The following is a 19,191-nucleotide window of genomic DNA, read 5'->3' as shown; positions in this document are numbered from 1 at the left end:
CGTCCGCGACCGTTCACCTACGGCGCCGCTCGGCTCACACGAGTTCGGGCTGCGGTGTCACGGTCCTCGGTCCGGGGAGGGGCACCGGTACGGCCGTCGACTCCCAGGACCTGGTGGTCCGCACGTAGAAGAGGATCACCGAGGCCGTCGCCAGGAGGAGCAGCGGTCCGGCAAGCCACGGGTGGGCGGCCATCTCCTCGGGCAGGAAGCGGTACGACACCAGGAGCGCGGTGAAGACCACCGCGCCGTAGGCGACGAGCCGGGTTCCCGAGCGGTCCCAGCCCCGCGCGAGCGAGCGCATCGCCGCCTCGACGGTGAGGGCGAAGACCACTCCGGCGACGAGGTCCACGCCGTAGTGGTAGCCGAAGCCCAGCGTCGCGCCGAGGGTGGCGACCAGCCAGAAGGTACCCGCGTACCGCATCGTCCGTGAGCCGTTGCGGGTGTGGATGAAGAGCGTGGTGGCCCAGGCCGTGTGCAGGCTGGGCATGCAGTTGCGCGGGGTGATCCCGTCGAAGGGCATCGGAAGCGGTGCGCCGATGGGCGGAGGCGTGTTCGGCCACACGTCGGCCATCGCCCAGTGACCGCCTTCGGCGCCGAAGGCGTAGACGGGCCCGACGACCGGGAAGATCATGTAGATGGCCGGGCCGAGGAGCCCGATGACCAGGAACGTCCGCACCATGTGGTGGGCCGGGAAGCGGCGCTCGGCCGCCACGTGGCGCAGTTGGTACAGCCCGACGAGGGCCGCCGCCAGCGGGAGCTGGCCGTAGACGACTTCCAGGGTCCGGACGCCGACCGGCCCGGTGGCGTCGACGAGGCGGCCGACGAGCCAGGAGGGGTTGCCCAGCGCGTGATCGGCGGTGGCCAGGTACTGGTCGAGCACCAGGGCGCGGGTCTTGGACGTGATGAGCAGCCAGGTGTCACCCGTCTTGTGGCCCGCCACCAGCAGCAGGCCCAGTCCGGCGCCCTTGAGCAGCAGTACCCGTTCCCGGCCGGCACGGCGTGTGACGGCGACGGCCGCGCAGCCCAGCACCACCCACAGCGCGCCGTTGCCGAAGTTCATCTCGGCGCCGACGGCCCACCGCACCAGCCAGAAGGCGATGTCGATGCCGATCGCTGCGCCGGCCGCGATGACCCGTTGCCGCCACGTGAGCACCACCATCGTCAATGCCAGACCGGCGTACAGCAGGGGTCCCGAGTGCGGGGCGAGGATCACCTCTCGCGACTGAGCGGTGAGCGGGCCCGGGTGCCCGTGGCGTCGGGCGGCGAACTCCAGCGCCAGGAGGGACGCGAGGACCGCGACCCCCGCCGACGCCCACAGCTTCGTCCCCGGCTCACCCAGGACGGCGCGCGAGAAGCCGCGGCGCGGCGGCACGGGTATGCGCTTTGGTGTCTTTTTCAATTGTCTGGGCCATTTGCTCGATACCGGACACAAGATCACACATCACGAAGGATGACGTGTGAGTTCGAACATGCTAACGGTGCGGTGGGACGGGCCTCGCCCCTGGTCGGAGCATGGACAGTCGCCGATCGGCTGTGATGTGATCCGTGCGGCGGAACGGTCCCCTCCGTCCCCGTCCCCCCGCGCCCGAAAGTTTCCGTTCACATGCAGAAGACCAAGGCCGCCCTCTGGGAGTTCCTCCAGGGGCTCGGCAAGACGTTCATGCTCCCCGTGGCCCTGCTCGCGTTCTGCGGCATCATGCTGGGCATCGGCTCCTCGCTGTCCAGCGAGGCCGTCACTGACAACGTTGCCTTCCTCCAGGGCGAGGGCTGGCATCTCGTCTTCACCTGGATGGCCAACACCGGTCTGGTCGCCTTCACGTTCCTGCCCGTGCTCTTCGCGATGGCGATTCCGCTCGGTCTGGCCCGTGAGGACAAGGGAGTCGCCGCCTTCTCCGGCTTCGTGGGCTTCGCCGCCATGAACCTCGCGGTGAACTTCTACCTCACCGCCAAGGGCGTCGACTTCGAGGACGAGAAGGCGATCGAGCACTACGGGATCGCCGACGTACTGGGCGTGCAGTCCATCGACACGGGCCTGCTGGGCGCCGTGGCCGTTGGCATCGTTGTCAGCCTGCTGCACCGGCGTTTCCGTACTCAGCGGATGCCCGACGCGCTGGCCTTCTTCGGCGGGCTGCGCTTCGTCCCGATCGTCTCGGCCCTGGCCTTGAGCGTGCTCGGTCTGCTCATCCCGCTCGTCTGGCCGACCTTCAACGGCTGGATCACCGCCGTCGGCCGGGGCATCGGCCACACCGGGGTCTTCGGCCCCTTCTTCTTCGGCATGGGCGAGGTACTGCTGCGGCCGATCGGCCTGCACCACATCCTCGTCGCCATGTTCCGCTTCACGGACGTCGGCGGTTCGGGAGCCGTGTGCGGCGACCAGGTCTCCGGCGCACTGAACATGTTCTACGCCCACCTCGACTGCTCGGCCGCGCCGAACGCGGCCGTCACCGACGCGACGCACTTCCTCTCCCAGGGCAAGATGGCCGCCTATCTGGGCGGCCTGCCGGGCGCGGCACTGGCGATGTACCACTGCGCGAACCGGCGGATGCGCCCGGAGATCAAGGCCCTGCTCGTGTCCGGCGTCGTGGCCTGCGTGGTGGGCGGCATCACGGAGCCGCTGGAGTTCCTCTTCCTCTTCGTCGCACCGTGGCTGTATGTCATCCACGCGGTCCTCGTGGGCCTCGGCTTCCTCACCGCGGCCGTGCTCGGCGTCTTCATCGGGAACACCGACGGCAACGTCATCGACTGGCTCGTCTTCGGAGTCCTCCAGGGTTCGACGACCAAGTGGTACCTGATCCCCGTGATCGCGGCGGTGTGGTTCGCCGTGTACTACTTCCTCTTCCGCTGGGCCATCACCCGCTTCGACCTCAGGACTCCGGGCCGTGAGGAGACCCCGGCCCAGGACGGGCGGGAGCCGGACGGAGAGGGCGACGGGCCCGCCGGTGCGGCCGAGCCCTCCGGTGCGGCCGAGGGCGCCGCATCGGACGCGGTGGCGGAACCGGAGCGCGTGCTGGTCGCGGGGAAGTACGACGCCGTCGCCATCCTCGAGGCGATCGGAGGCGCCGACAACATCCGCTCCCTGGACAACTGCATCACGCGTCTGCGGATGACCGTCGGCGACGCCGGGCAGGTGGACGAGGCACGGCTGAAGCGACTGGGAGCGGTGGGAGTCATCAAGCTCGACGACCACAACGTCCAGGTCGTCATCGGCCCGCAGGTCCAGTCGGTGAAGGACGCCATCGCCACCATGATCCCGGTGGGGTGACCATGGCCCCCTCCCCCGTTCCTTCCGGTGGCCCGGCCCGCGAGAGCGCGCCGGCTCCCTACGACTTCGACACCCCGGTGGACCGGCGCGGCACCTGGTGCACGCAGTGGGACTACGTCCAGGACCGCTTCGGTGTGCCGGACCTGCTGCCGTTCACGATCTCCGACATGGACTTCGAGACCGCCCCGGAGATCCTGGCGGCGCTCCGCGGCCGTCTGGAGCACGGAGTCCTCGGCTACTCACGGTGGCGCCAGAACGACTTCCTCTCCGCCGTCGTCCACTGGTACGCGACGCGGCACGCCACGGAGGTCGACCCCGAGTCCATCGTCTACGCGCCCTCCGTCGTCTACCAGGTCTCGCAGCTCCTGCGGCTGTGGTCGCGGCCCGGTGACGGCGTGGTCGCCCACTCCCCCCTGTACGACGCGTTCCCCAAGACGGTGGCGGCGGGCGGACGGCGGCTCCGGGAGTGCCCGATCGACGACTGGGCGGAGTTCGAGCGGCTCCTGGCGCTCCCCGACACGGCCGTGCTGCTGCTGTGCTCGCCGCACAACCCGACGGGCAGGGTGTGGTCCGCCGACGAACTGGACCGGATGGCCCGGCTGTGCGCACGGTACGACGTGGCGGTCATCAGCGACGAGATCCACTCCGACCTGGCGTACGCCCCGCACGTCCACCGTCCCTGGGCCCGGCACGGCGGCGAGGGACGGTGGGCCGTGCTCACCTCGGCCTCCAAGTCGTTCAACGTGCCCGCGCTGACCGGAAGTTACGGCATCATCGGCGATCCCGCGTCGCGTGACGCCTTCCTCCGTCAGCTCAAGGAGGCGGACGGCCTGTCCTCCCCCGCCGTGCTGTCGCTGGTCGGGCACATCGCCGCGTACCGGGAGGGTGCGGCCTGGCTGGACGCCCTGCGCACGTACCTCGCGGGCAACCTCGCCATGGTCGCCGACCGGCTGCGCGAGGAGTTCCCGCAGCTCGGCTGGGAGCCGCCGCAAGCCGGATACCTGGCCTGGATCGACCTGCGGCCCCTCGGTGTCGACGACGACGCGTTGCAGCGCGAGCTCGTGGCGGTGGAGAAGGTGGCCGTCATGCCCGGGACCGCCTACGGAGCCCCGGGCCGGGTACGGCTCAACGTCGGTTGCCCCCGGTCCAAGGCGCAGGCGGGCGTCGAGGCCCTGGTGCGCGCGCTGCGCCGGCTCACGGCGGCGTGACCGGCCGCCGCCCCCGCCGCGAACCGGCGTACGGTCACGCCGCCTGGACGAGTTCGGCTCGGCCGAAGAGGATCCCGTAGCCGGAAGGGAGCCGGCCGATGATGCGGTCGAGCAGGTCCGGTCCGGCGAGGCGGGCGACCACGCCGAGGACGGAACCGACGTCCCAGCGTGTGGTGGCGAGGGAACCACCGGTGCGGTCGGCGAGGTCCCGGACGAAGGCCCAGCCGGTCATCGGTTCGGCCACGGGAACCTGTGCGGCGAAGATCTGCGCGGCCTCACGGGGCAGACGGGCCGCCAGCTCGACGCGTTCCTCGCCGGTGACCCGGCGGCCGAGGGCGGCCAGCACGGCGGACACGACCTCCTCGGCCCGCTCGCGGGTGGAGTAGGCACCGTGGTAGCGGACCTGCTCCAGCATCCGGACGTACGGCGTGTCCTGTTCGGCCGTGACTGCCGCCGGAACCCGGGCCGTCATGGACTGCATCGGTGAAGGGATCCTTCCTCGTTCGTGGTGGAGGCTTGGGGGCTTCCGCGGTCGGGGGTTCGCGGTGATGGCTTTGCTTTTCGCGGACAGGGCTTCTCGTCGTCCCGAGGGCCTCGTGGGGGCCTGGGGACGCCGGACGAGCCCATCGCGGTGGGGAAACGGGACCGTCAGTACCGGTGTGTAGGACGGCCGGGCGGCGGAGGGCGGGAGTCGCGGGGGCGCGGTCCTCCTCCGCCGCCGGTACGGCCGCCGCTCAGCCGGAGATCTCCTTGCGCTCCGACGCGCCGGTGATGGAGATCTTGCGCGGCTTGGCCCGCTCGGCGATCGGAACACGGAGGGTGAGCACGCCCGCGTCGTAGTCGGCGGTGATGTGCTCGGTGTCGAGGGTGTCCGCCAGCATCACCTGCCGGGAGAAGACGCCGAGCGGCCGCTCCGACAGCTCCATCTGCACACCGTCGGCCTTGGGGGCGGGCCGGCGTTCGGCCCGGACGGTCAGCATGTTCCGTTCGACGTCGATGTCGATCGCTTCCGGGTCGACGCCGGGCAGGTCGAGGGCGATCACGTACGAGTCGCCCTCCCGGTACGCGTCCATGGGCATCGCCGAGGGACGCGACCAGGTACCGGACGGACCACCGAGCAGCTGCTGGGTGAGCCGGTCGAAGTCACGGAAGGGGTCGGTGCGCATCAGCATCGAAAACACCTCCTACATCGAGCGGATTCGCTCATGCGCTGTTTCTGCATCTCTTGTAGCATGTCATCTAAACGATGACAAGCGACGACGTCATCCAACGGGTGACACCGACGGAGGTGGCCATGACCGCAGACCCACGGGAGGCCGGCGCACGGCCCGCGTCCTTCCTCGCCGCCCAGGCGGCGCTGGCGGCGATCGAGGAGGCCGTCCACACCGCGCAGCAGCCGCGGCGCTCCGAGCCGCCCGGCACCGAGGTCGCGTCCGACCAGGCTCTCGCCGCACTGCTGCTGCTGCGCGAGGTGCGGGACCAGCTCGCGGGCTGGGAGACGGGACTGATCGAGACCGCCCGGGACGCGGGCGCGAGCTGGGCCGACCTCGCGCGCCCCCTCGGGGTCGCCAGCCGGCAGGCCGCCGAACGCCGGTACCTTCGCCTGCGGCCAGGAGCCCCCGGCACCACCGGCGAACAGCGCGTGCGGGCCACCCGGGACAGTCGTGCGGCCGACCGCGCCGTCACCGCCTGGGCGCGGGGCAACGCGGCCGACCTCCGTCAGCTCGCCGGCCAGGTCGCCGCCCTCACCGGGCTCCCGGCCGAGGCCCGCAGCCCCCTCGTGCGGGCCCTCGGGCACGACGACGCCGCCGGTCTCCTCGGCCCGCTGACCGGAGCTCGTGAGCACCTTCCTGCCGATCAAGCGGAGCTGGCGACCCGTCTGGACACCCTGGCCCGTCGCACGGACCGGCTCCGCCGCTCGGGGACGGACGAACGGGGTGCTGCGCAGTGAGGTCCGGCGGCCTGGGCGGCGCCGCCCAGGCCGCGTTGCGGGCCCGCGAGGTGCGGCGGAGACTGACCGGGAGACGACCGCGGCCGGAGAGGGCCTGGAGCGATGGGCGACTACGCCGACCTTCCTGGTGTCAGAACCTGGTACGAGAGCGAGGGGGCCGGCGACCCTCTGGTCCTCCTGCACGGCGGCTTCTGCACCAACGACACGTGGGGTGCGCTGCGCACGGACCTGGCCGCCGCCCACCGCGTCTTCCTGCCCGAGCGGCGCGCGCACGGACACACCCCCGACGTCGAGGGGCCGTTGTCGTACCGGGCGATGGCCGACGACACGGTGGACTTCGTCGAGACCGTCGTCGGGGAGCCGGCGCACCTGGTCGGCTGGAGCGACGGCGGCGTCGTGGCGCTGCTCGTCGCGCTCGCACGGCCCGACCTCGTCCGGAAGGCCGTGGTGATCGGGGCCAACTTCCGGCCCGCCACCGAGTGCTTCGCCGAGCCCGCGATGCTCGACGCGATGACGCCGGACGCGGAGGATCTCGCGTTCTTCCGGGAGCTGTACGAGGCCGTCACGCCGGACGGCCCGGACCACTGGCCGATGGTGGCGGCCAAGGTCGTCGACATGTGGCGCACCCAGCCGACGCTCTCCACCGAGGAGCTGGCCCGTGTCGCGGCGCCCACCCTCGTCGTGGTCGGGGACGACGACCTGGTGACGCTGGAGCACACGACCGCGCTGTACCGGGCGATCCCGGGTTCGCAGCTGGCCGTCGTGCCCGGGGCGTCCCACGTGGTCCCGCTGGAGAAGCCGGACGCGGTGAAGCGGCTGGTCCTCGACCACCTGGCGCAGGACGCGGTCGAGACCATGATGCCCGTCCGCCGCGCCGCGGCTCCCGCCCGGACGGCCTGACCGGGCGGCTCGACCGGGCAGCGTGACCGGGCGGCCCGACCGGACGGCCTCGCGGGGCGGCGCGAGCGGGCGGCCCGAGCGGGCGGCCCGACCGGGCGGCGCGAGCGGCCCGGGGGCCGCGCTACCGCGCCGCCGGCGCCGCGGGACGCACCCGGATCACCGGCCGTCGGCGACCGGGTCGAGGGCCAGCGCGGCGAACGTGGCCAGCCAGTGGTCGGTGGTGAAGTCACCGCGTTCCACCGCCGGCAGGCCCGCCGAGAGGTGCGCCTCGGCCGCTCCGTCGAGGCGGCTGCGGGCCGGCCCCTCCGGCAGGGCGTCCGCGAGGCTGCGCAGAGCGGCGGCCCTGCTGAGCGTCAGCCCGAGCAGATGACCGATCTGCGGGTCGGCGTGGTCGGAGACGACCGGTACGTCCAGCAGCGGGCAGGGGGCGCCGGTCCCCAGCGCGGGCAGGAAACGGTCGAGCCACGCGGCGAGGTCGTCCCTCGGGAGCACCCTGCGCATCGTGTCGGCCTCGCTCAGCGCCGGGGAGAGGAAGTCCTGTCCCGACGGCTCCCAGTGCGCGGGGGCGTCGTGGTCGTCGGCGAACCAGGCCAGCAGGCCTTCCCGTACGGCCCGGTCGGTCGCGGCCGACAGCTGGCCCGAGTCGAGCGCGAGGCCCAGCGCGAAGGCGCTGTTGGGGTGGTTGCCGTGGCGTACCGGATACGTGGCCTTGGGCAGCCAGTCGGACAGCAGGTCGTCCACGACGGCCACGGCCGGCGCCAGCGCCCCGGCCCAACGGGTGCCCGCCTCACCGGGGAAGGCCCGGCACTCGGCGGCGAGGGCGAGCAGCCACGCCCAGCCGTAGGGCCGCTCGAAGGAGGGGCGGGCTCGCAGGTAGGCCGCCTCGACGGCGAGGTTCCCGGCAGTGAGGTGCCGGTCGAGCACGTCGACGGCCATACCGGTCTCCGGCAGTGCGGGCGTACCGCCGTGCCGGCGCAGCAACCGGACGAGCAGCCAGTGCATGTGGACCGAGGAGTGCCAGTCGTAGGCGCCGTAGAAGGCGGGGTGCAGGGAGCTGGGTTCCAGGCGCTCGTCGGGGCCGGTGTTCAGGTGGGCGGGGAAGTTGGGGTACTCGCGGGTGATGTTGGCGAGGGCGAGCCCGGCGAAGCGGGAGGCGTAGGCGCTGAGCGGCATCAGTGGGTGGCTCCTTCGGTGACCTTCAGGTCCTGTTCCGCCGGCGTGCGGGCGGCGGTGGCCAGCAGGGCACGCAGGCCGTGGGCGACGGTGGTGGGCGGCAGGGACGGAGCGGTCCCGTCGGTGACCTGTTCCGGCGCCCAGGGCACGTGCACGAAACCGCCTCGTACGTGCGGGAACTCGGTGGCGATGAGGTGGCCGAGGCCGTAGGCGACGTGGTTGCAGACGAAGGTGCCGGCTGTGTGGGAGAGGGCGGCCGGGACCCCGACCTCGCGCATCGCGGCGACGCAGGCCTTGACGGGCAGGGTGGAGAAGTAGGCGGCGGGGCCGCCCGGGACCACCGGTTCGTCGATGGGCTGTCGCCCGGCGTTGTCCGCGATGCGTGCGTCGTCGACGTTGATGGCGACGCGCTCGACGGTGACGCCGGGGCGCCCGCCCGCCTGGCCCAGGCAGAGCACCAGGTCAGGGGCTTTCGCGTGGACGGCGTCGCGCAGGGCGTCGAGGGACGTGCCGAAGACGCAGGGCAGCTCGACGGCGCTGACGGTGAGCCCGGCGGGGGGTTCGGCGGCCACCAGGGACGCCGCCTGCCACGACGGGTTCACGCTCTCGCCGCCGAAGGGGGCGAAGCCGGTGATGAGGACACGGGGCATGGACGTTCCTTGCGTGGTCGGGCGGGCGCGGGGAGGGGCGGTGCGGTGCGGTGTCCCGGGGGCCGGCCGGAGCGGTCTCTCAGAAGGCGAAGAGCGCCATGATGACGGTGCAGCATCCCAGGAGCGCGATGCCCGTCGGCAGCTGCGCCTTGATCGGCCCGTACTGGTCCTTGAGCTCGAGCAGGGTGGCCGGGACGATGTTGAAGTTGGCGGCCATCGGCGTGCAGAGCGTGCCGGCGAAACCGGCGAGCATGCCGATCGCGAGGACGGCGGGCTCGTTGGCGTGCATCTGCTGGATGAGGACGGGCCAGCCGATCGCCGCGGTCATGACGGGGAACGCGGCGAAGGCGTTGCCCATGATGACGGTGAACAGGAACATGCCGACGCAGTACGCGATGACGGCCAGGTACCGGGAGTCGTCCGGCAGCACCCCGTTCACGATGTCCCCCACCTGGGTGCCCACCCCGGCGGCGGCGAAGATCGAGCCGAGGACGGCCAGGAGCTGGGGCAGCAGCAGGGCGGAGCCCATCGCCTCCAGCATGGAGCGGCCGGACTGGATCGGTACGGAGACCTTCTTCTCGCCGGTGACCAGCATGCCGACGACGAGGGCCGCGATGCAGCCGAGGCCGAGGCCCAGCAGGGTGGCCTTGCCCGTCTCGAACAGTCCGGACTCGTCCAGGACGGAGGCGCAGACGATGGCCACGAGCGGGATGGTCAGCGCCGGGATGAAGATCTTGCTGCCGAGCCGGGTGGCCGCGGCCTCGCGCTGCGCGTCGGTGGTGGTGACCGGGACGCCCTTGCCGAGGAAGTTGAACCCGGCGAGCACGATCAGGGCGAGGACCGCGACGCCGAGCGGTTCGGCGGGCAGGGTCCAGCCGCCGTTGCCGGCCGTGGCGTTGGCGACTCCGGTGCCGTAGGGGAAGGTGAGTCCGAGCAGTCCCCAGAACGCGGCGGAGGTCCAGCGCTTGGGGTTGCTGCGGTCGGCGGCCATCTGGAAGGCCATGACCACGAAGACGAGGCCTATCAGCCAGTAGAGCCATTCGACTTTGATCACTTGTCGGCCCCCTCGGGAAGCGGCAGCTCGTGCTCGGCGGCGGCGAGGGCCATCTCGCGCTCCAGCTGCCTGTCCATGACCAGCAGCCGGGCACCGTGGATGACGAAGGCGCAGACCGCGAGCGGGATCGCCCACAGGGCCAGCTGGGTCGGTTCGATCTCCTGGTGGTACGTGGAGTTCACGAAGCCGGTGATCAGCAGGATGGAGCCGATGGCGATGAAGCAGTCCTCGCCGAAGAAGACGCCCACGGTGTCGGCGGACGCGGAGTAGGACCGCACCTTCTCGCGCAGGCGGTCGGGCAGCTTCGCCCCCGTGGAGCGTTCCGCGGCGGCCTCGGCCATGGGTGCCACCAGGGGCCGCACGGTCTGCGCCGGGCCGCCGATGCTGTTGAGACCGAAGGCCGCGGTGACCTGGCGGACCAGCAGGTAGACCGTGAGGAACCGGCCGGCGCTGAGCTTGCCCAGGCGGCCGATGAGGTTACGGGCCTGCTCGCGCAGGCCGTAGCGCTCCAGCAGGCCGATCACCGGGAGCACGATGGCGTAGACGGTGACCGAACGGCTGTCGGCGAAGGACCGGCCGAAGGCCGCGAGGACCTCCAGCGGGCTCATCCTGCCGAGCAGTCCGGTGACGATACCGGCGACGCCCACCACGAGGACGGGGTTGCGGCGCGTGACGAATCCGAGGATCACCACGACCACACCGAGAAGAACGATCATTCGGTGGCCTTCTTCAGGCATGAGGGGGCAGAGCACGGATCCGGGAGTCGCGGAGCCGGAACTTCATGGCCCCCGGACCCTAACCCCGGATACGTGGCAGATGCACGGACACTAGCGATCGTTCAACGATCTAACAAGAGGTGGATTCTGCGAGGTCCGCGCCGCCACGTCCGGCCGACCACATCTTGTCGGATCGTTCAACAATCGTCTACGTTCGGAGGGTGATCGACCTCAACGCAGATCTCGGTGAAGGCTTCGGCCGCTGGACCCTCACCGACGACGACGCCCTGCTCTCCGTCGTCACCAGCGCCAATGTCGCCTGCGGTTTCCACGCGGGCGACCCGTCGGTGATGCGCCGCGTCTGCCGGCTCGCCGCCGAGCGCGGGGTGCGGATCGGGGCGCAGGTGTCCTACCGCGACCTGGCGGGCTTCGGACGGCGGGCGATGGAGGTGCCCCCCGACGAGCTGACGGCCGAGGTGGCGTACCAGATCGGGGCGCTCAGGGTGTTCGCCGAGGCCGCCGGTGCCGAGGTCGCCTACGTGAAACCGCACGGCGCGCTCTACAACCGCACCGTCCACGACGCCGAGCAGGCAGAGGCGGTCGTGGCCGGTGTGCGGCTCGCCGGTGGCGCCCTGCCGGTGCTCGGACTGCCCGGCTCCCGGCTGCTCGCCGCCGCCCGGGACGCCGGCCTCACCGGTGTGCCCGAGGCCTTCGCGGACCGCGCCTACACGGCACGGGGCACCCTCGTCCCCCGGCGCGAGGCGGGCTCCGTGGTGACCGACGAGGACGCGGTGGTGCGGCGCGCGCTCGCGATAGCGGTGGACGGCACGGTCGAGGCCGCGGACGGCACGACCGTCGCGGTCGCCGCCCGCTCGCTGTGTGTGCACGGCGACACTCCGAACGCGGCCAGGATCGCGGCCCGGGTGCGCGAGGCGCTGGAGGCGTCCGGGGCCGGGATCGGGGCGTTCGCATGACCGGGAGCCGGACGGTCACGACGCGTCCCGCCGGCCACCGCGCGCTCCTGGTCGAACTGCCCGACGCCGAGCACACCGCGGCCTTCCACGCCGAGCTGCTCCGTCGCCGCGCCGCCGGGGCCCTGCCGCCCGTGGAGGAGATCGTGCCGGGGGCGCGCACCGTGCTGGTGGACGGCGCGGCGGACCCGGAAGCGCTGGCCCGCGAGCTCTCCGGCTGGAAGGTGCGGCCGGGGGACGAGGACGAAGGCGACGTCGTGGAGATCGCCGTACGCTACGACGGCCCGGACCTGGCGGACGTGGCGGACCGATGGGGGGTCGCTCCCGACGACGTCGCCGCACTGCACATGTCCCGCACGTACCGCGTCGCGTTCTGCGGGTTCGCGCCCGGCTTCGGTTACCTCACGGGACTGCCCGAAGAGCTGCACGTCCCCCGCCGGACCACGCCCAGGACCAGGGTGCCGGCCGGCGCGGTCGCACTCGCCGGGCCCTACAGCGCGGTCTACCCGCGCTCCACGCCGGGCGGCTGGCAGCTGATCGGCGCCATGCCGGACCCGGGACGGCTGTGGGACACCGGACGGGAGCGGGCGGCGCTGCTCACCCCGGGGACGCGGGTGCGCTTCGTCCCGGCGGACGGCGTTGCCGCGGGGGCCACGGGATGACCGCCAAGCTCACGGCCGTGCGCTGCGGCGCGCTCACCACGGTGCAGGACGCGGGCCGGCGGGGCCACGCCCACCTGGGCGTGCCCCGCTCCGGCGCCCTCGACGCTCCGGCGATGCGGCTCGCCAACCGGCTGCTCGGCAACCACCCCGACGCCGCCGTCCTGGAGACCACCCTCACCGGCTGCGCCCTCCGGCCCGACCGTGCCGTCACCGCCGTGGTGGGCGGTGCTCCCTGCCCCGTCACCGTGGACGGACGGCCCGCGGCCTGGGGAGCTCCGGTGCGGGTGCCGGCCGGGGCGATCCTCGACGTGGGAACGGCGAGCGCGGGCGTGCGCTCGTACGTGGCGGTGGCGGGAGGAATCGCCGTCGAACCCGTGCTGGGCAGCCGCTCGACGGACCTGCTCTCGGGGCTCGGACCGGATCCCCTGCGGGACGGGGACGTCGTCCCGCTGGGCCTGCCCGCACGGCCGGTGGCACTTCCCTCCGCCGCCCCCTGGCCGGCGCCGCCCACCGAACTGGTCCTTCCGGTACGTCCGGGCCCGCGCGCCGACTGGTTCTCCCCGGCCGCCCTGCGCACCCTCACCTCGGCCACGTACCGCGTCTCCCCGCACAGCAACCGCATCGGGCTGCGGACCGAGGGGCCGGCGCTGGAGCGCGCGTCGACGGGAGAACTGCCCAGTGAGGGCATGGTCCTGGGCGCCGTACAGGTCCCGCCGGACGGACGTCCGGTGATCTTCCTCCACGACCATCCGACGACCGGCGGCTACCCGGTCGTCGCGGTCGTCGCGGAGCCCGCGCTGGCGGCGGCGGCCCAGGCGGTGGCCGGGACGCCGGTGCGCTTCACACCGGGCTGACGTGCCGGGGAAAGTCGCCGGTCGGCCCACCCGTGAGCCCGCCGAAGGCGGGTAGAGGGGAGGCAGTCAGGACATGACCTTCTCCCGGGAGGAACCGAGGATGACCGACGACGCCTACCTCGTTCTGCTGGACGGCACGGCCGTGACGCTCGGGGTGCCTCCCGCGGCGGTCGGTGATCTGGCCTGCATGGAGACCCCCGCCGTGCGTGCCTGGCTGGACGCGCAGGGCGTCGGCGCCTCGTCCGCCGGACTCCGTCTGGTGCCGCCGGAGGACACGGCCGCCGTCCCCGAGGGCGCGGAGCGACTGCCCGTACCGCTGAGCGAGGAGGAGCTGAGCCGGGTACGCCACCAGGCCGCTCCGGAGAGCGTCGCCCGTCTTGAGGACGAGCTGCTCGCCTACCGCACCTGCGCGGACGGCCGCGAGGCCCTGCTCGTCCGCGCGTTGGCGGCCGGCGTGCCGGCCCACCGCGTCGCGCAACTCACCGGGGAGGACCTGTCGACCGTCCGGGCGATCGCCGTGTGAGGTCGCCGGTGCCGTCGGCCCCCTCGGCGCTGGCGGCGTAGCCGGTGTTGCCGCCGTGGACGGCGCAGTCGGTGTGCCCTCGGTGGACGGTCCGGTACCGCTTCACCCCAACTCGGCGACCATGTCGCCGGCGGTCACGCGGCTCAGGGCCTCCGAGGCGTCGCCCGGCCCCGGGAACACGCGGTACAGCGTGCCCGAAGCCCGGTCCGGGCCGATGTCCCCGTGGACCGTCGCGAGGAACACCCGCTTGCCGGCGGCCAGTCGGGCCGCCGCCTCGTCAGGGTCGGAGTGCGGGAGACACGCATCGCCGTCCTCCGTGGACGCCACTCTGGCGGCGAACCCCTGGAGGGTCTCCTCCGGCCGCCGGAGGTACCTCAGCAGCGCGGGTTCCGGCCCTCGGCACGTCACGGCGACCTCGGAGGAACGCGCCGCCGCCCGCCACACCGCGAGGTCCCACAGGGTGGCCCGGCCGCCGGAGGTGAACTGCTCCCACACGTTCCGGGCCACCGTCGCCAGCTCGCCCCCGCCGTGCGAGCCGACGCTCTGGAAACCGCTCGCGGACGGCAGATGGATGTCGGTCCACAGCGTCCGGCGGCGGCCCAGGTCCACGATCATCGGCAGGCACACCCGCGAGTCGCCCGCCAGGTCGAAGCGCTGACGCACCGTGCGCGGGTCGTACGACGCGTCCCGCGGGCCGCCTGCGGGCAGGGCCATGAACCCCGCGAAGGCGTCCGGCAACTCCTCGAACGGCACGTTGTTGAAGCTGAAGACCAGAGGGACGGCGTAGACGTCCCCCCGCCGGGCCAGCCGTTCCAGATCCAGATCCACGTACTCGGTGGCGCCCCGCGGTGCCGGTGCCGAGGTGAGGTCGCCGGAGTGGACCGCGGCGTCCACCCCGTGCACCAGGTTCGTGTAGTCGCACAGCCCGGTGAACTCCCACGCCGCGTCGAAGAAGGCGACGGAGAGGTCGAGGTCCGTACGGTTGCCCCGCGGTTCGGTCCAGTGCAGGAACAACCGGAGCAGCGCGCCGCCGGGAAGCGGCTGCGCGCTGCCCCGGCCCAGCGCGACCAGTGCCTTCGCGGCGCTCCGCTCGGTGAAGGGCACGGTGACGTCGGCCAGGCCCGGGTCCAGCACCGAGAGTTCGTACGGCGGCCCGGCGGCGAAGCGGCGCAGCACCTCCCCCTCCAGGGACGCGACCGCCGCCGACACCAGCCCGGCGGGCAGGGGGGCCCGGCGCTCCGCGACGGTCAGGGCTCGGGTCACGTCCCCGCGCGGGAAGAACACGCGCCGGCCGCCGGTGCGATCCTCGGTGCGCACCCGCAGCGCCCCGAGGGCCGACAGCAGCGGCCCCGGGCCCACCTTGGGCAGTCCGCGCCGGAGGGCCTTCTCCAGTTCCGCTTCGAGGGCGTCGCCGGTGTGCAGACACAGCAACCGGTCGAGTCGGCGCACGAGTTCGCCGGGGCGCTCCCCCGCGAGGGCCGCGGCCCGGCCGACGTCGCCCTCGGCCACCGCCTGCTCCAGGCGTCCGGCCCAGGTCGCGGGGCGGATCCGGCCGCCGTCCACCCGGACGGCGTCGGGGTGCGCGGCGGCCGTGCCGAGCAGGGCGGCGCCGAAGGGGGTGCCGGGGTCGACGGGGGTGCCGCGGAGCACCGCGACGGCGAGGGCGGCACGCGGGTGCCGGGTGTGCCGCTCGAAGGGGTGCAGGACCTCCGCGGCCCGCTTCCATGCCGTCGGGTGGCGCAGCACGTCCTCCACGAGGTACGCCGTCGGCAAGCCGTCGAGGATCGCGAGCAGTTCGCGGCGCAGCGGGCGCGACGGGTTCGTGAAACGGGTCGGCGTCACCAGCCCGGCGTCGCCGTCGGAGAGCACGGCGAGCAGCCGCAACACGTCGGTGGCGGTGGTGAGCCGCTCGGCGAGCAGCTTCCCTACCGGAACGCCGTCCGCCGCCTCCCGTACGAGCGCCCCCAGCACGAGTGCCTTGGTCTCCCGGACCGGGATGTCCTCGGGCAGTTCCCCCCGGCCTGCCGGTGTGAGGGGCAGCAGGGTCAGCAGGTCGTCCCGGTCCTGCGGGGAGAGGGGCGTACGACGGGCCAGCAGGGCGTCCACCACGTCGGTGGCGTCGGCGGCCCGGTCGGTGCCCAGCCGCAGCAGCCGCAACGGGCCGGGCACGGGCGCCTTCGCGGCCCCGACGGCGCGGACCGGCCGCAGGAAGGGGTCGTCCGCGTCGATCCGGCGGTGGCACACGGGGCAGCCCGCGTAGTCGGCGCCGTCCCAGCACAGCCGGCACACCAGGTGTGCGCACGGCGAGACGGGGTGCACGGTGCGCGCCTCGCCGCACAGCACGCAGGGGTGCTGCGGCTGTTGCAGCAGGAAGGCGAACACCCGGTCCACGTACAGCGCCTCGGTGTCGCGCGGCACGGTGCGGGGGAAGCGGCGGAAGAGCGGGGTGTGGGTGCGGTCGGAGCCGAGCAGGTCGTCGGCCAGCCCCACCAGGCGGGTGTGCGCGGCGGCCAGTTCGTCGAGGGCCAGGGAGCCGAGTGCCGCGTGCAGTCGGGCGGACAGGACGTGACCGCGGCCGAGCAGTTCGGCCTCGAGTCGGCGCATCGCCGGGCCACTTCCGCCACCGGCCGGGGACGCCCCGTCGACGTACGCGGTCTGGACACGGCGCAGCAGTACGGACTCGGCAGCGAGCAACAGGGAAACCCTCCACGACGACCCTGGACAGTGGGAAACGGGGACGGAGAGTGGGCGCGCGAGTCTTTTCGAGAGGATGAGAAGGATGCACGCCGGGGAGCCGCCCCCGTTGACCTCATCCCACCACAGGCGCGCAGCGAGCACCAAGGGATTTAAACCTCACCCGCCCCGGCGACGGGGGCCCCGCGGCGCGGGCGTTGGTCAGTCCGGTGCAGGGCGTCGGACCTCAGGCGTCCATGGCCTCGGCGAGGGAACGCGGGCGCAGGTCCGTCCAGTTGGCCTCGACGTACTCCAGGCAGGCGTCCCGGGTGTTCTCCTCGAAGGCGACCGTCCACCCTCCGGGCACCTCCGCGAAGGAGGGCCAGAGCGAGTGCTGGCCCTCGTCGTTCACCAGGACGAGGAAACGGCCCTCGGTGTCATCGAAGGGGTTGGTGCTCATTCCGCGGTACCTCCCGACACGTTAAGTTAGGCTGCCCTAATCCGAGTTGAGCTTAGCCTTCTCGCTCTTCGCTCCACAAGGAGACGTTCATGAGGCTGGTGGGGGACGACTTCGCGGTGTTCGGCCTGTCCGGCACGCCCGGCACCGACGCGTTCTGGGCGACGGCGAGGGCACCGGTCTCACGGCCCGACGGCGACGGCTGGGTGACCCTTTTCCTGCGGCGCGGGAGCGAGGCGGCGACGGTCGTCTTCGAGAGCTGGTCGGCGCCGGTTCCCCTGCGGCGGTGGGGCGACACGGACTGCTGGTACGCGCGAGTGCGCATGCCCGCACGGCTGCGGGTGACGTACCAGTTCCTCGTCGGCGACTCGGCGTACGCCGATCCCCTCAACCCGGCCGGTGCCGGCGGCGAACGGTCCATCGCCGCCACCCCGGACGCGCCGGCCCAGCCGCACTGGCCCCTCGTCGACGCCGCCGGGGTCCTCCCCCTCCCCCGCGCCCGGTTCCGCTGGGCCAGCCGACGGCTCGGTGGGCGACGCACCGTGCGGGTCCATCCGGTGGGCGGCGGCGGACCGCTGGTCCTGTTGCTGGACGGGGACGACTGGCTGTACCTGCACCCGGCGATGACGGCGTTCGAGTCGGCCGTGGCGGGAGGTGAGATGCCTCCGGTCACCCTCGTCTTCCTGCCGGCCGGGGACCGGACGGCCGAGTTCGGGTGCCGGCCAGAACTGTGGGAGGCGGTCGAGGAGGAACTGCTGCCCCTGGTGGCGGAGAGCGGCGTGCGCGCCGACGCGGACCGGATGGTGGTCGCGGGACAGAGCCTCGGCGGGCTGAGCGCGTTGTACGCGGCCCTGGAGTTCCCCGGTCTGGTGACCCGCGTCGCCTGCCAGTCGGCGTCGTTCTGGTGGACACCCGACGCCGCCGACCGGGCCGACCCCTTGGCCGGTCCGGTCGGCGGCGCCTTGGCCGCGCGGCTGCGGGAGCGGCCCGACCTGTCCGCTCTGCGGGTCGCGTTCGACGTGGGGGAGCACGAACGCCGGATGCTCCCCCACTGCGACCTGGTGGAGTCCCTGACCGAGCGGGCCGGGGCGACCGTACGGATCTCGCGGTCGGCGTCGGACCACGACCGGGCGGGCTGGCGCCATGCCCTGCTCCGGGACGTCGGCTGGGCGCTCGGCCTCCCTGCCGGTGCCCCGGCCGTCGAGCCCGCCGCGTCGAACGACTGATCCCCCGCACCCCGGGAACGGACGTCGTCCCGCTCGGTACCGGAGGCGTGCGCACGCCACGAGGAGGGACGTCGACGGCGTGCGGGCACCCGCTCCGACGTGCGCGGTCCTGTGCATGCTCCCGCCGTGAACGGGCAGATGAACGGTCCGAACCAGGAGGGTGAACATGACCACTACCGCCGAACCGACCGACGAGGCACGGGCCGGTCGATGCGACGCATGTGACGGCCGTGCCTCCGCCGACGAGCTCGAACCACCCGAGACGCCGCGCGAGCGTGTCAACCGAAGATGGAACGAGATCATGCAGGAGACGCGCGTAGCACAGACAGGGGTGCAGATCCTCTTCGGCTTCCTGCTGAGCGTCGCCTTCACGCCCCTCTTCCGGTCCCTCGACACCTTCGACCACGTGGTCTACGTCATCACGGTGGTCCTCGGGGCGTCGGCCACGGCTTCGCTGATAGCACCGGTCTCCCTCCACCGCTTCCTGTCCGGGCAGCGCATGAAGGACGAGATGGTGGAGATCGCGCACCGCCTCATGATGTGCGGCATGGTGCTGTTGGCGTTGACGATCGGCTGCACACTCCTGCTCATCCTGCACGTCGTCGTGCCCGGTGTGCTGGCCGAAGTCCTCACGGGGGTGGTGATGCTGTGGTTCGTACTGTCCTGGTACGCCCTTCCCCTCTGGTTGCGCCGGCGCTCGGCCCGGAAGTGACCCGAGGGCCGGCAGCGGGCGCGGGTGGGCGGCGTCGGCCGCCCACCCGGTTCCCCGGGCCGTCTCAGCTCTGCGGACGGCTGCCGTGATTCGCGCCGTTCTTGCGGCGGGCCTTCTTCTTGCGACGTCGCTTCGAGGACATCGAAACCTCCTTGGTTCTCGTATTTCCACACGCTTCGCACCGGTATGTCGCCACCGG

At 72.8% G+C, this 19,191-nt stretch carries 20 protein-coding genes; 10 read left to right on the top strand and 10 right to left on the bottom strand.

Features of this window, described 5'->3' with window-relative positions; translation table 11 throughout:
* Nucleotides 1-34: 34 nt before the first annotated feature.
* The gene (locus tag SAM23877_RS33510; protein ID WP_244903039.1) at nt 35-1,372 is read right to left on the bottom strand and encodes a phosphatase PAP2 family protein; all 1,338 of its coding nucleotides are present in this window, start codon (nt 1,370-1,372) and stop codon (nt 35-37) included.
* A 231-nt stretch (nt 1,373-1,603) separates the two neighbouring features.
* Here SAM23877_RS33510 and malX point away from each other — a divergent pair, with 231 nt between their 5' ends.
* Together malX and SAM23877_RS33500 are read left to right on the top strand one after the other, a co-directional pair.
* A complete protein-coding gene (gene malX / locus SAM23877_RS33505) occupies nt 1,604-3,262 on the top strand; it encodes a maltose/glucose-specific PTS transporter subunit IIBC (protein WP_053141373.1) in 1,659 nt (552 codons plus the stop codon).
* A gap of 2 nt (nt 3,263-3,264) precedes the next feature.
* Nucleotides 3,265-4,470, top strand: coding sequence for a MalY/PatB family protein (locus tag SAM23877_RS33500; RefSeq protein ID WP_053141371.1), 1,206 nt, complete (start codon nt 3,265-3,267; stop codon nt 4,468-4,470).
* Nucleotides 4,471-4,504: 34 nt separating this feature from the next.
* Here the strand turns inward: SAM23877_RS33500 and SAM23877_RS33495 are convergent, their stop codons facing one another.
* On the bottom strand, nt 4,505-4,942 hold the full coding sequence (locus tag SAM23877_RS33495) for a DUF2267 domain-containing protein (RefSeq protein ID WP_053143114.1): 438 nt from the start codon (nt 4,940-4,942) through the stop codon (nt 4,505-4,507).
* Between the two features lie 262 nt (nt 4,943-5,204).
* Complete coding sequence (locus SAM23877_RS33490) at nt 5,205-5,642, bottom strand: Hsp20/alpha crystallin family protein (RefSeq protein ID WP_053141368.1); 438 nt, start codon at nt 5,640-5,642, stop codon at nt 5,205-5,207.
* 122 nt (nt 5,643-5,764) lie between these two features.
* Between SAM23877_RS33490 and SAM23877_RS33485 the strand changes: the two genes are divergently transcribed.
* Nucleotides 5,765-6,421, top strand: a complete 657-nt coding sequence (locus SAM23877_RS33485) for a hypothetical protein (RefSeq protein ID WP_053141366.1) — start codon at nt 5,765-5,767, stop codon at nt 6,419-6,421.
* Nucleotides 6,422-6,523: 102 nt separating this feature from the next.
* Nucleotides 6,524-7,321, top strand: a complete 798-nt coding sequence (locus tag SAM23877_RS33480; protein WP_053141364.1) for an alpha/beta fold hydrolase — start codon at nt 6,524-6,526, stop codon at nt 7,319-7,321.
* Between the two features lie 156 nt (nt 7,322-7,477).
* Here SAM23877_RS33480 and SAM23877_RS33475 read toward each other — a convergent pair whose 3' ends face one another.
* The 4 genes from SAM23877_RS33475 to SAM23877_RS33460 form a co-directional block, all read right to left on the bottom strand.
* On the bottom strand, nt 7,478-8,494 hold the full coding sequence (locus tag SAM23877_RS33475; RefSeq protein WP_053141362.1) for a DUF2891 domain-containing protein: 1,017 nt from the start codon (nt 8,492-8,494) through the stop codon (nt 7,478-7,480).
* The gene (gene pcp / locus SAM23877_RS33470) at nt 8,494-9,144 is read right to left on the bottom strand and encodes a pyroglutamyl-peptidase I (protein WP_053141360.1); all 651 of its coding nucleotides are present in this window, start codon (nt 9,142-9,144) and stop codon (nt 8,494-8,496) included. Before pcp ends, SAM23877_RS33475 begins: the two co-directional genes overlap by 1 nt.
* A 79-nt stretch (nt 9,145-9,223) precedes the next feature.
* Nucleotides 9,224-10,198, bottom strand: a complete 975-nt coding sequence (locus tag SAM23877_RS33465) for a DUF979 domain-containing protein (RefSeq protein ID WP_053141358.1) — start codon at nt 10,196-10,198, stop codon at nt 9,224-9,226.
* Nucleotides 10,195-10,914, bottom strand: a complete 720-nt coding sequence (locus SAM23877_RS33460; RefSeq protein WP_053141355.1) for a DUF969 domain-containing protein — start codon at nt 10,912-10,914, stop codon at nt 10,195-10,197. Before SAM23877_RS33460 ends, SAM23877_RS33465 begins: the two co-directional genes overlap by 4 nt.
* Before the next feature lie 221 nt (nt 10,915-11,135).
* Here SAM23877_RS33460 and SAM23877_RS33455 point away from each other — a divergent pair, with 221 nt between their 5' ends.
* The 4 genes from SAM23877_RS33455 (at nt 11,136) to SAM23877_RS33440 (ending at nt 13,924) form a co-directional block, all read left to right on the top strand.
* A complete protein-coding gene (locus tag SAM23877_RS33455; RefSeq protein ID WP_053141353.1) occupies nt 11,136-11,888 on the top strand; it encodes a LamB/YcsF family protein in 753 nt (250 codons plus the stop codon).
* A complete protein-coding gene (locus tag SAM23877_RS33450) occupies nt 11,885-12,547 on the top strand; it encodes a 5-oxoprolinase subunit B family protein (protein ID WP_053141351.1) in 663 nt (220 codons plus the stop codon). The genes SAM23877_RS33455 and SAM23877_RS33450 overlap by 4 nt, the downstream gene beginning before the upstream one ends.
* Nucleotides 12,544-13,401 carry a 5-oxoprolinase subunit C family protein gene (locus SAM23877_RS33445; protein ID WP_053141349.1) on the top strand — a complete coding sequence of 286 codons (858 nt, stop codon included), beginning with the start codon at nt 12,544-12,546 and terminating at the stop codon, nt 13,399-13,401. The genes SAM23877_RS33450 and SAM23877_RS33445 overlap by 4 nt, the downstream gene beginning before the upstream one ends.
* Nucleotides 13,402-13,501: 100 nt before the next feature.
* Nucleotides 13,502-13,924: a DUF6003 family protein gene (locus SAM23877_RS33440; protein ID WP_053143111.1), complete on the top strand. Its 423-nt coding sequence runs from the start codon at nt 13,502-13,504 to the stop codon at nt 13,922-13,924.
* Nucleotides 13,925-14,026: 102 nt separating this feature from the next.
* On the opposite strand, the gene SAM23877_RS33435 is transcribed toward SAM23877_RS33440, so the two are convergent.
* Together SAM23877_RS33435 and SAM23877_RS33430 are read right to left on the bottom strand one after the other, a co-directional pair.
* Nucleotides 14,027-16,618, bottom strand: a complete 2,592-nt coding sequence (locus SAM23877_RS33435; RefSeq protein ID WP_053141347.1) for an MXAN_6230/SCO0854 family RING domain-containing protein — start codon at nt 16,616-16,618, stop codon at nt 14,027-14,029.
* A gap of 226 nt (nt 16,619-16,844) precedes the next feature.
* Nucleotides 16,845-17,057, bottom strand: a complete 213-nt coding sequence (locus SAM23877_RS33430; RefSeq protein WP_053141346.1) for an MbtH family protein — start codon at nt 17,055-17,057, stop codon at nt 16,845-16,847.
* An 89-nt stretch (nt 17,058-17,146) separates the two neighbouring features.
* Between SAM23877_RS33430 and SAM23877_RS33425 the strand changes: the two genes are divergently transcribed.
* Both SAM23877_RS33425 and SAM23877_RS33420 read left to right on the top strand, forming a co-directional pair.
* Nucleotides 17,147-18,280, top strand: coding sequence for an alpha/beta hydrolase-fold protein (locus SAM23877_RS33425; protein ID WP_053141344.1), 1,134 nt, complete (start codon nt 17,147-17,149; stop codon nt 18,278-18,280).
* Nucleotides 18,281-18,446: 166 nt separating this feature from the next.
* Nucleotides 18,447-18,992 carry a DUF6328 family protein gene (locus SAM23877_RS33420; RefSeq protein ID WP_053141342.1) on the top strand — a complete coding sequence of 182 codons (546 nt, stop codon included), beginning with the start codon at nt 18,447-18,449 and terminating at the stop codon, nt 18,990-18,992.
* Between the two features lie 64 nt (nt 18,993-19,056).
* On the opposite strand, the gene SAM23877_RS42205 is transcribed toward SAM23877_RS33420, so the two are convergent.
* Nucleotides 19,057-19,134 (bottom strand): 50S ribosomal protein bL37, encoded by a 78-nt coding sequence (locus SAM23877_RS42205; protein WP_370443954.1) that lies wholly within the window; start codon nt 19,132-19,134, stop codon nt 19,057-19,059.
* Nucleotides 19,135-19,191 lie beyond the last annotated feature (57 nt).

Source organism: Streptomyces ambofaciens ATCC 23877, assembly GCF_001267885.1.
GTDB classification, from domain to species: Bacteria; Actinomycetota; Actinomycetes; order Streptomycetales; family Streptomycetaceae; genus Streptomyces; species Streptomyces ambofaciens.
The sequence above is the reverse complement of the archived record's forward strand: the minus strand, read 5'-3'. Positions and strand labels throughout refer to the sequence as shown.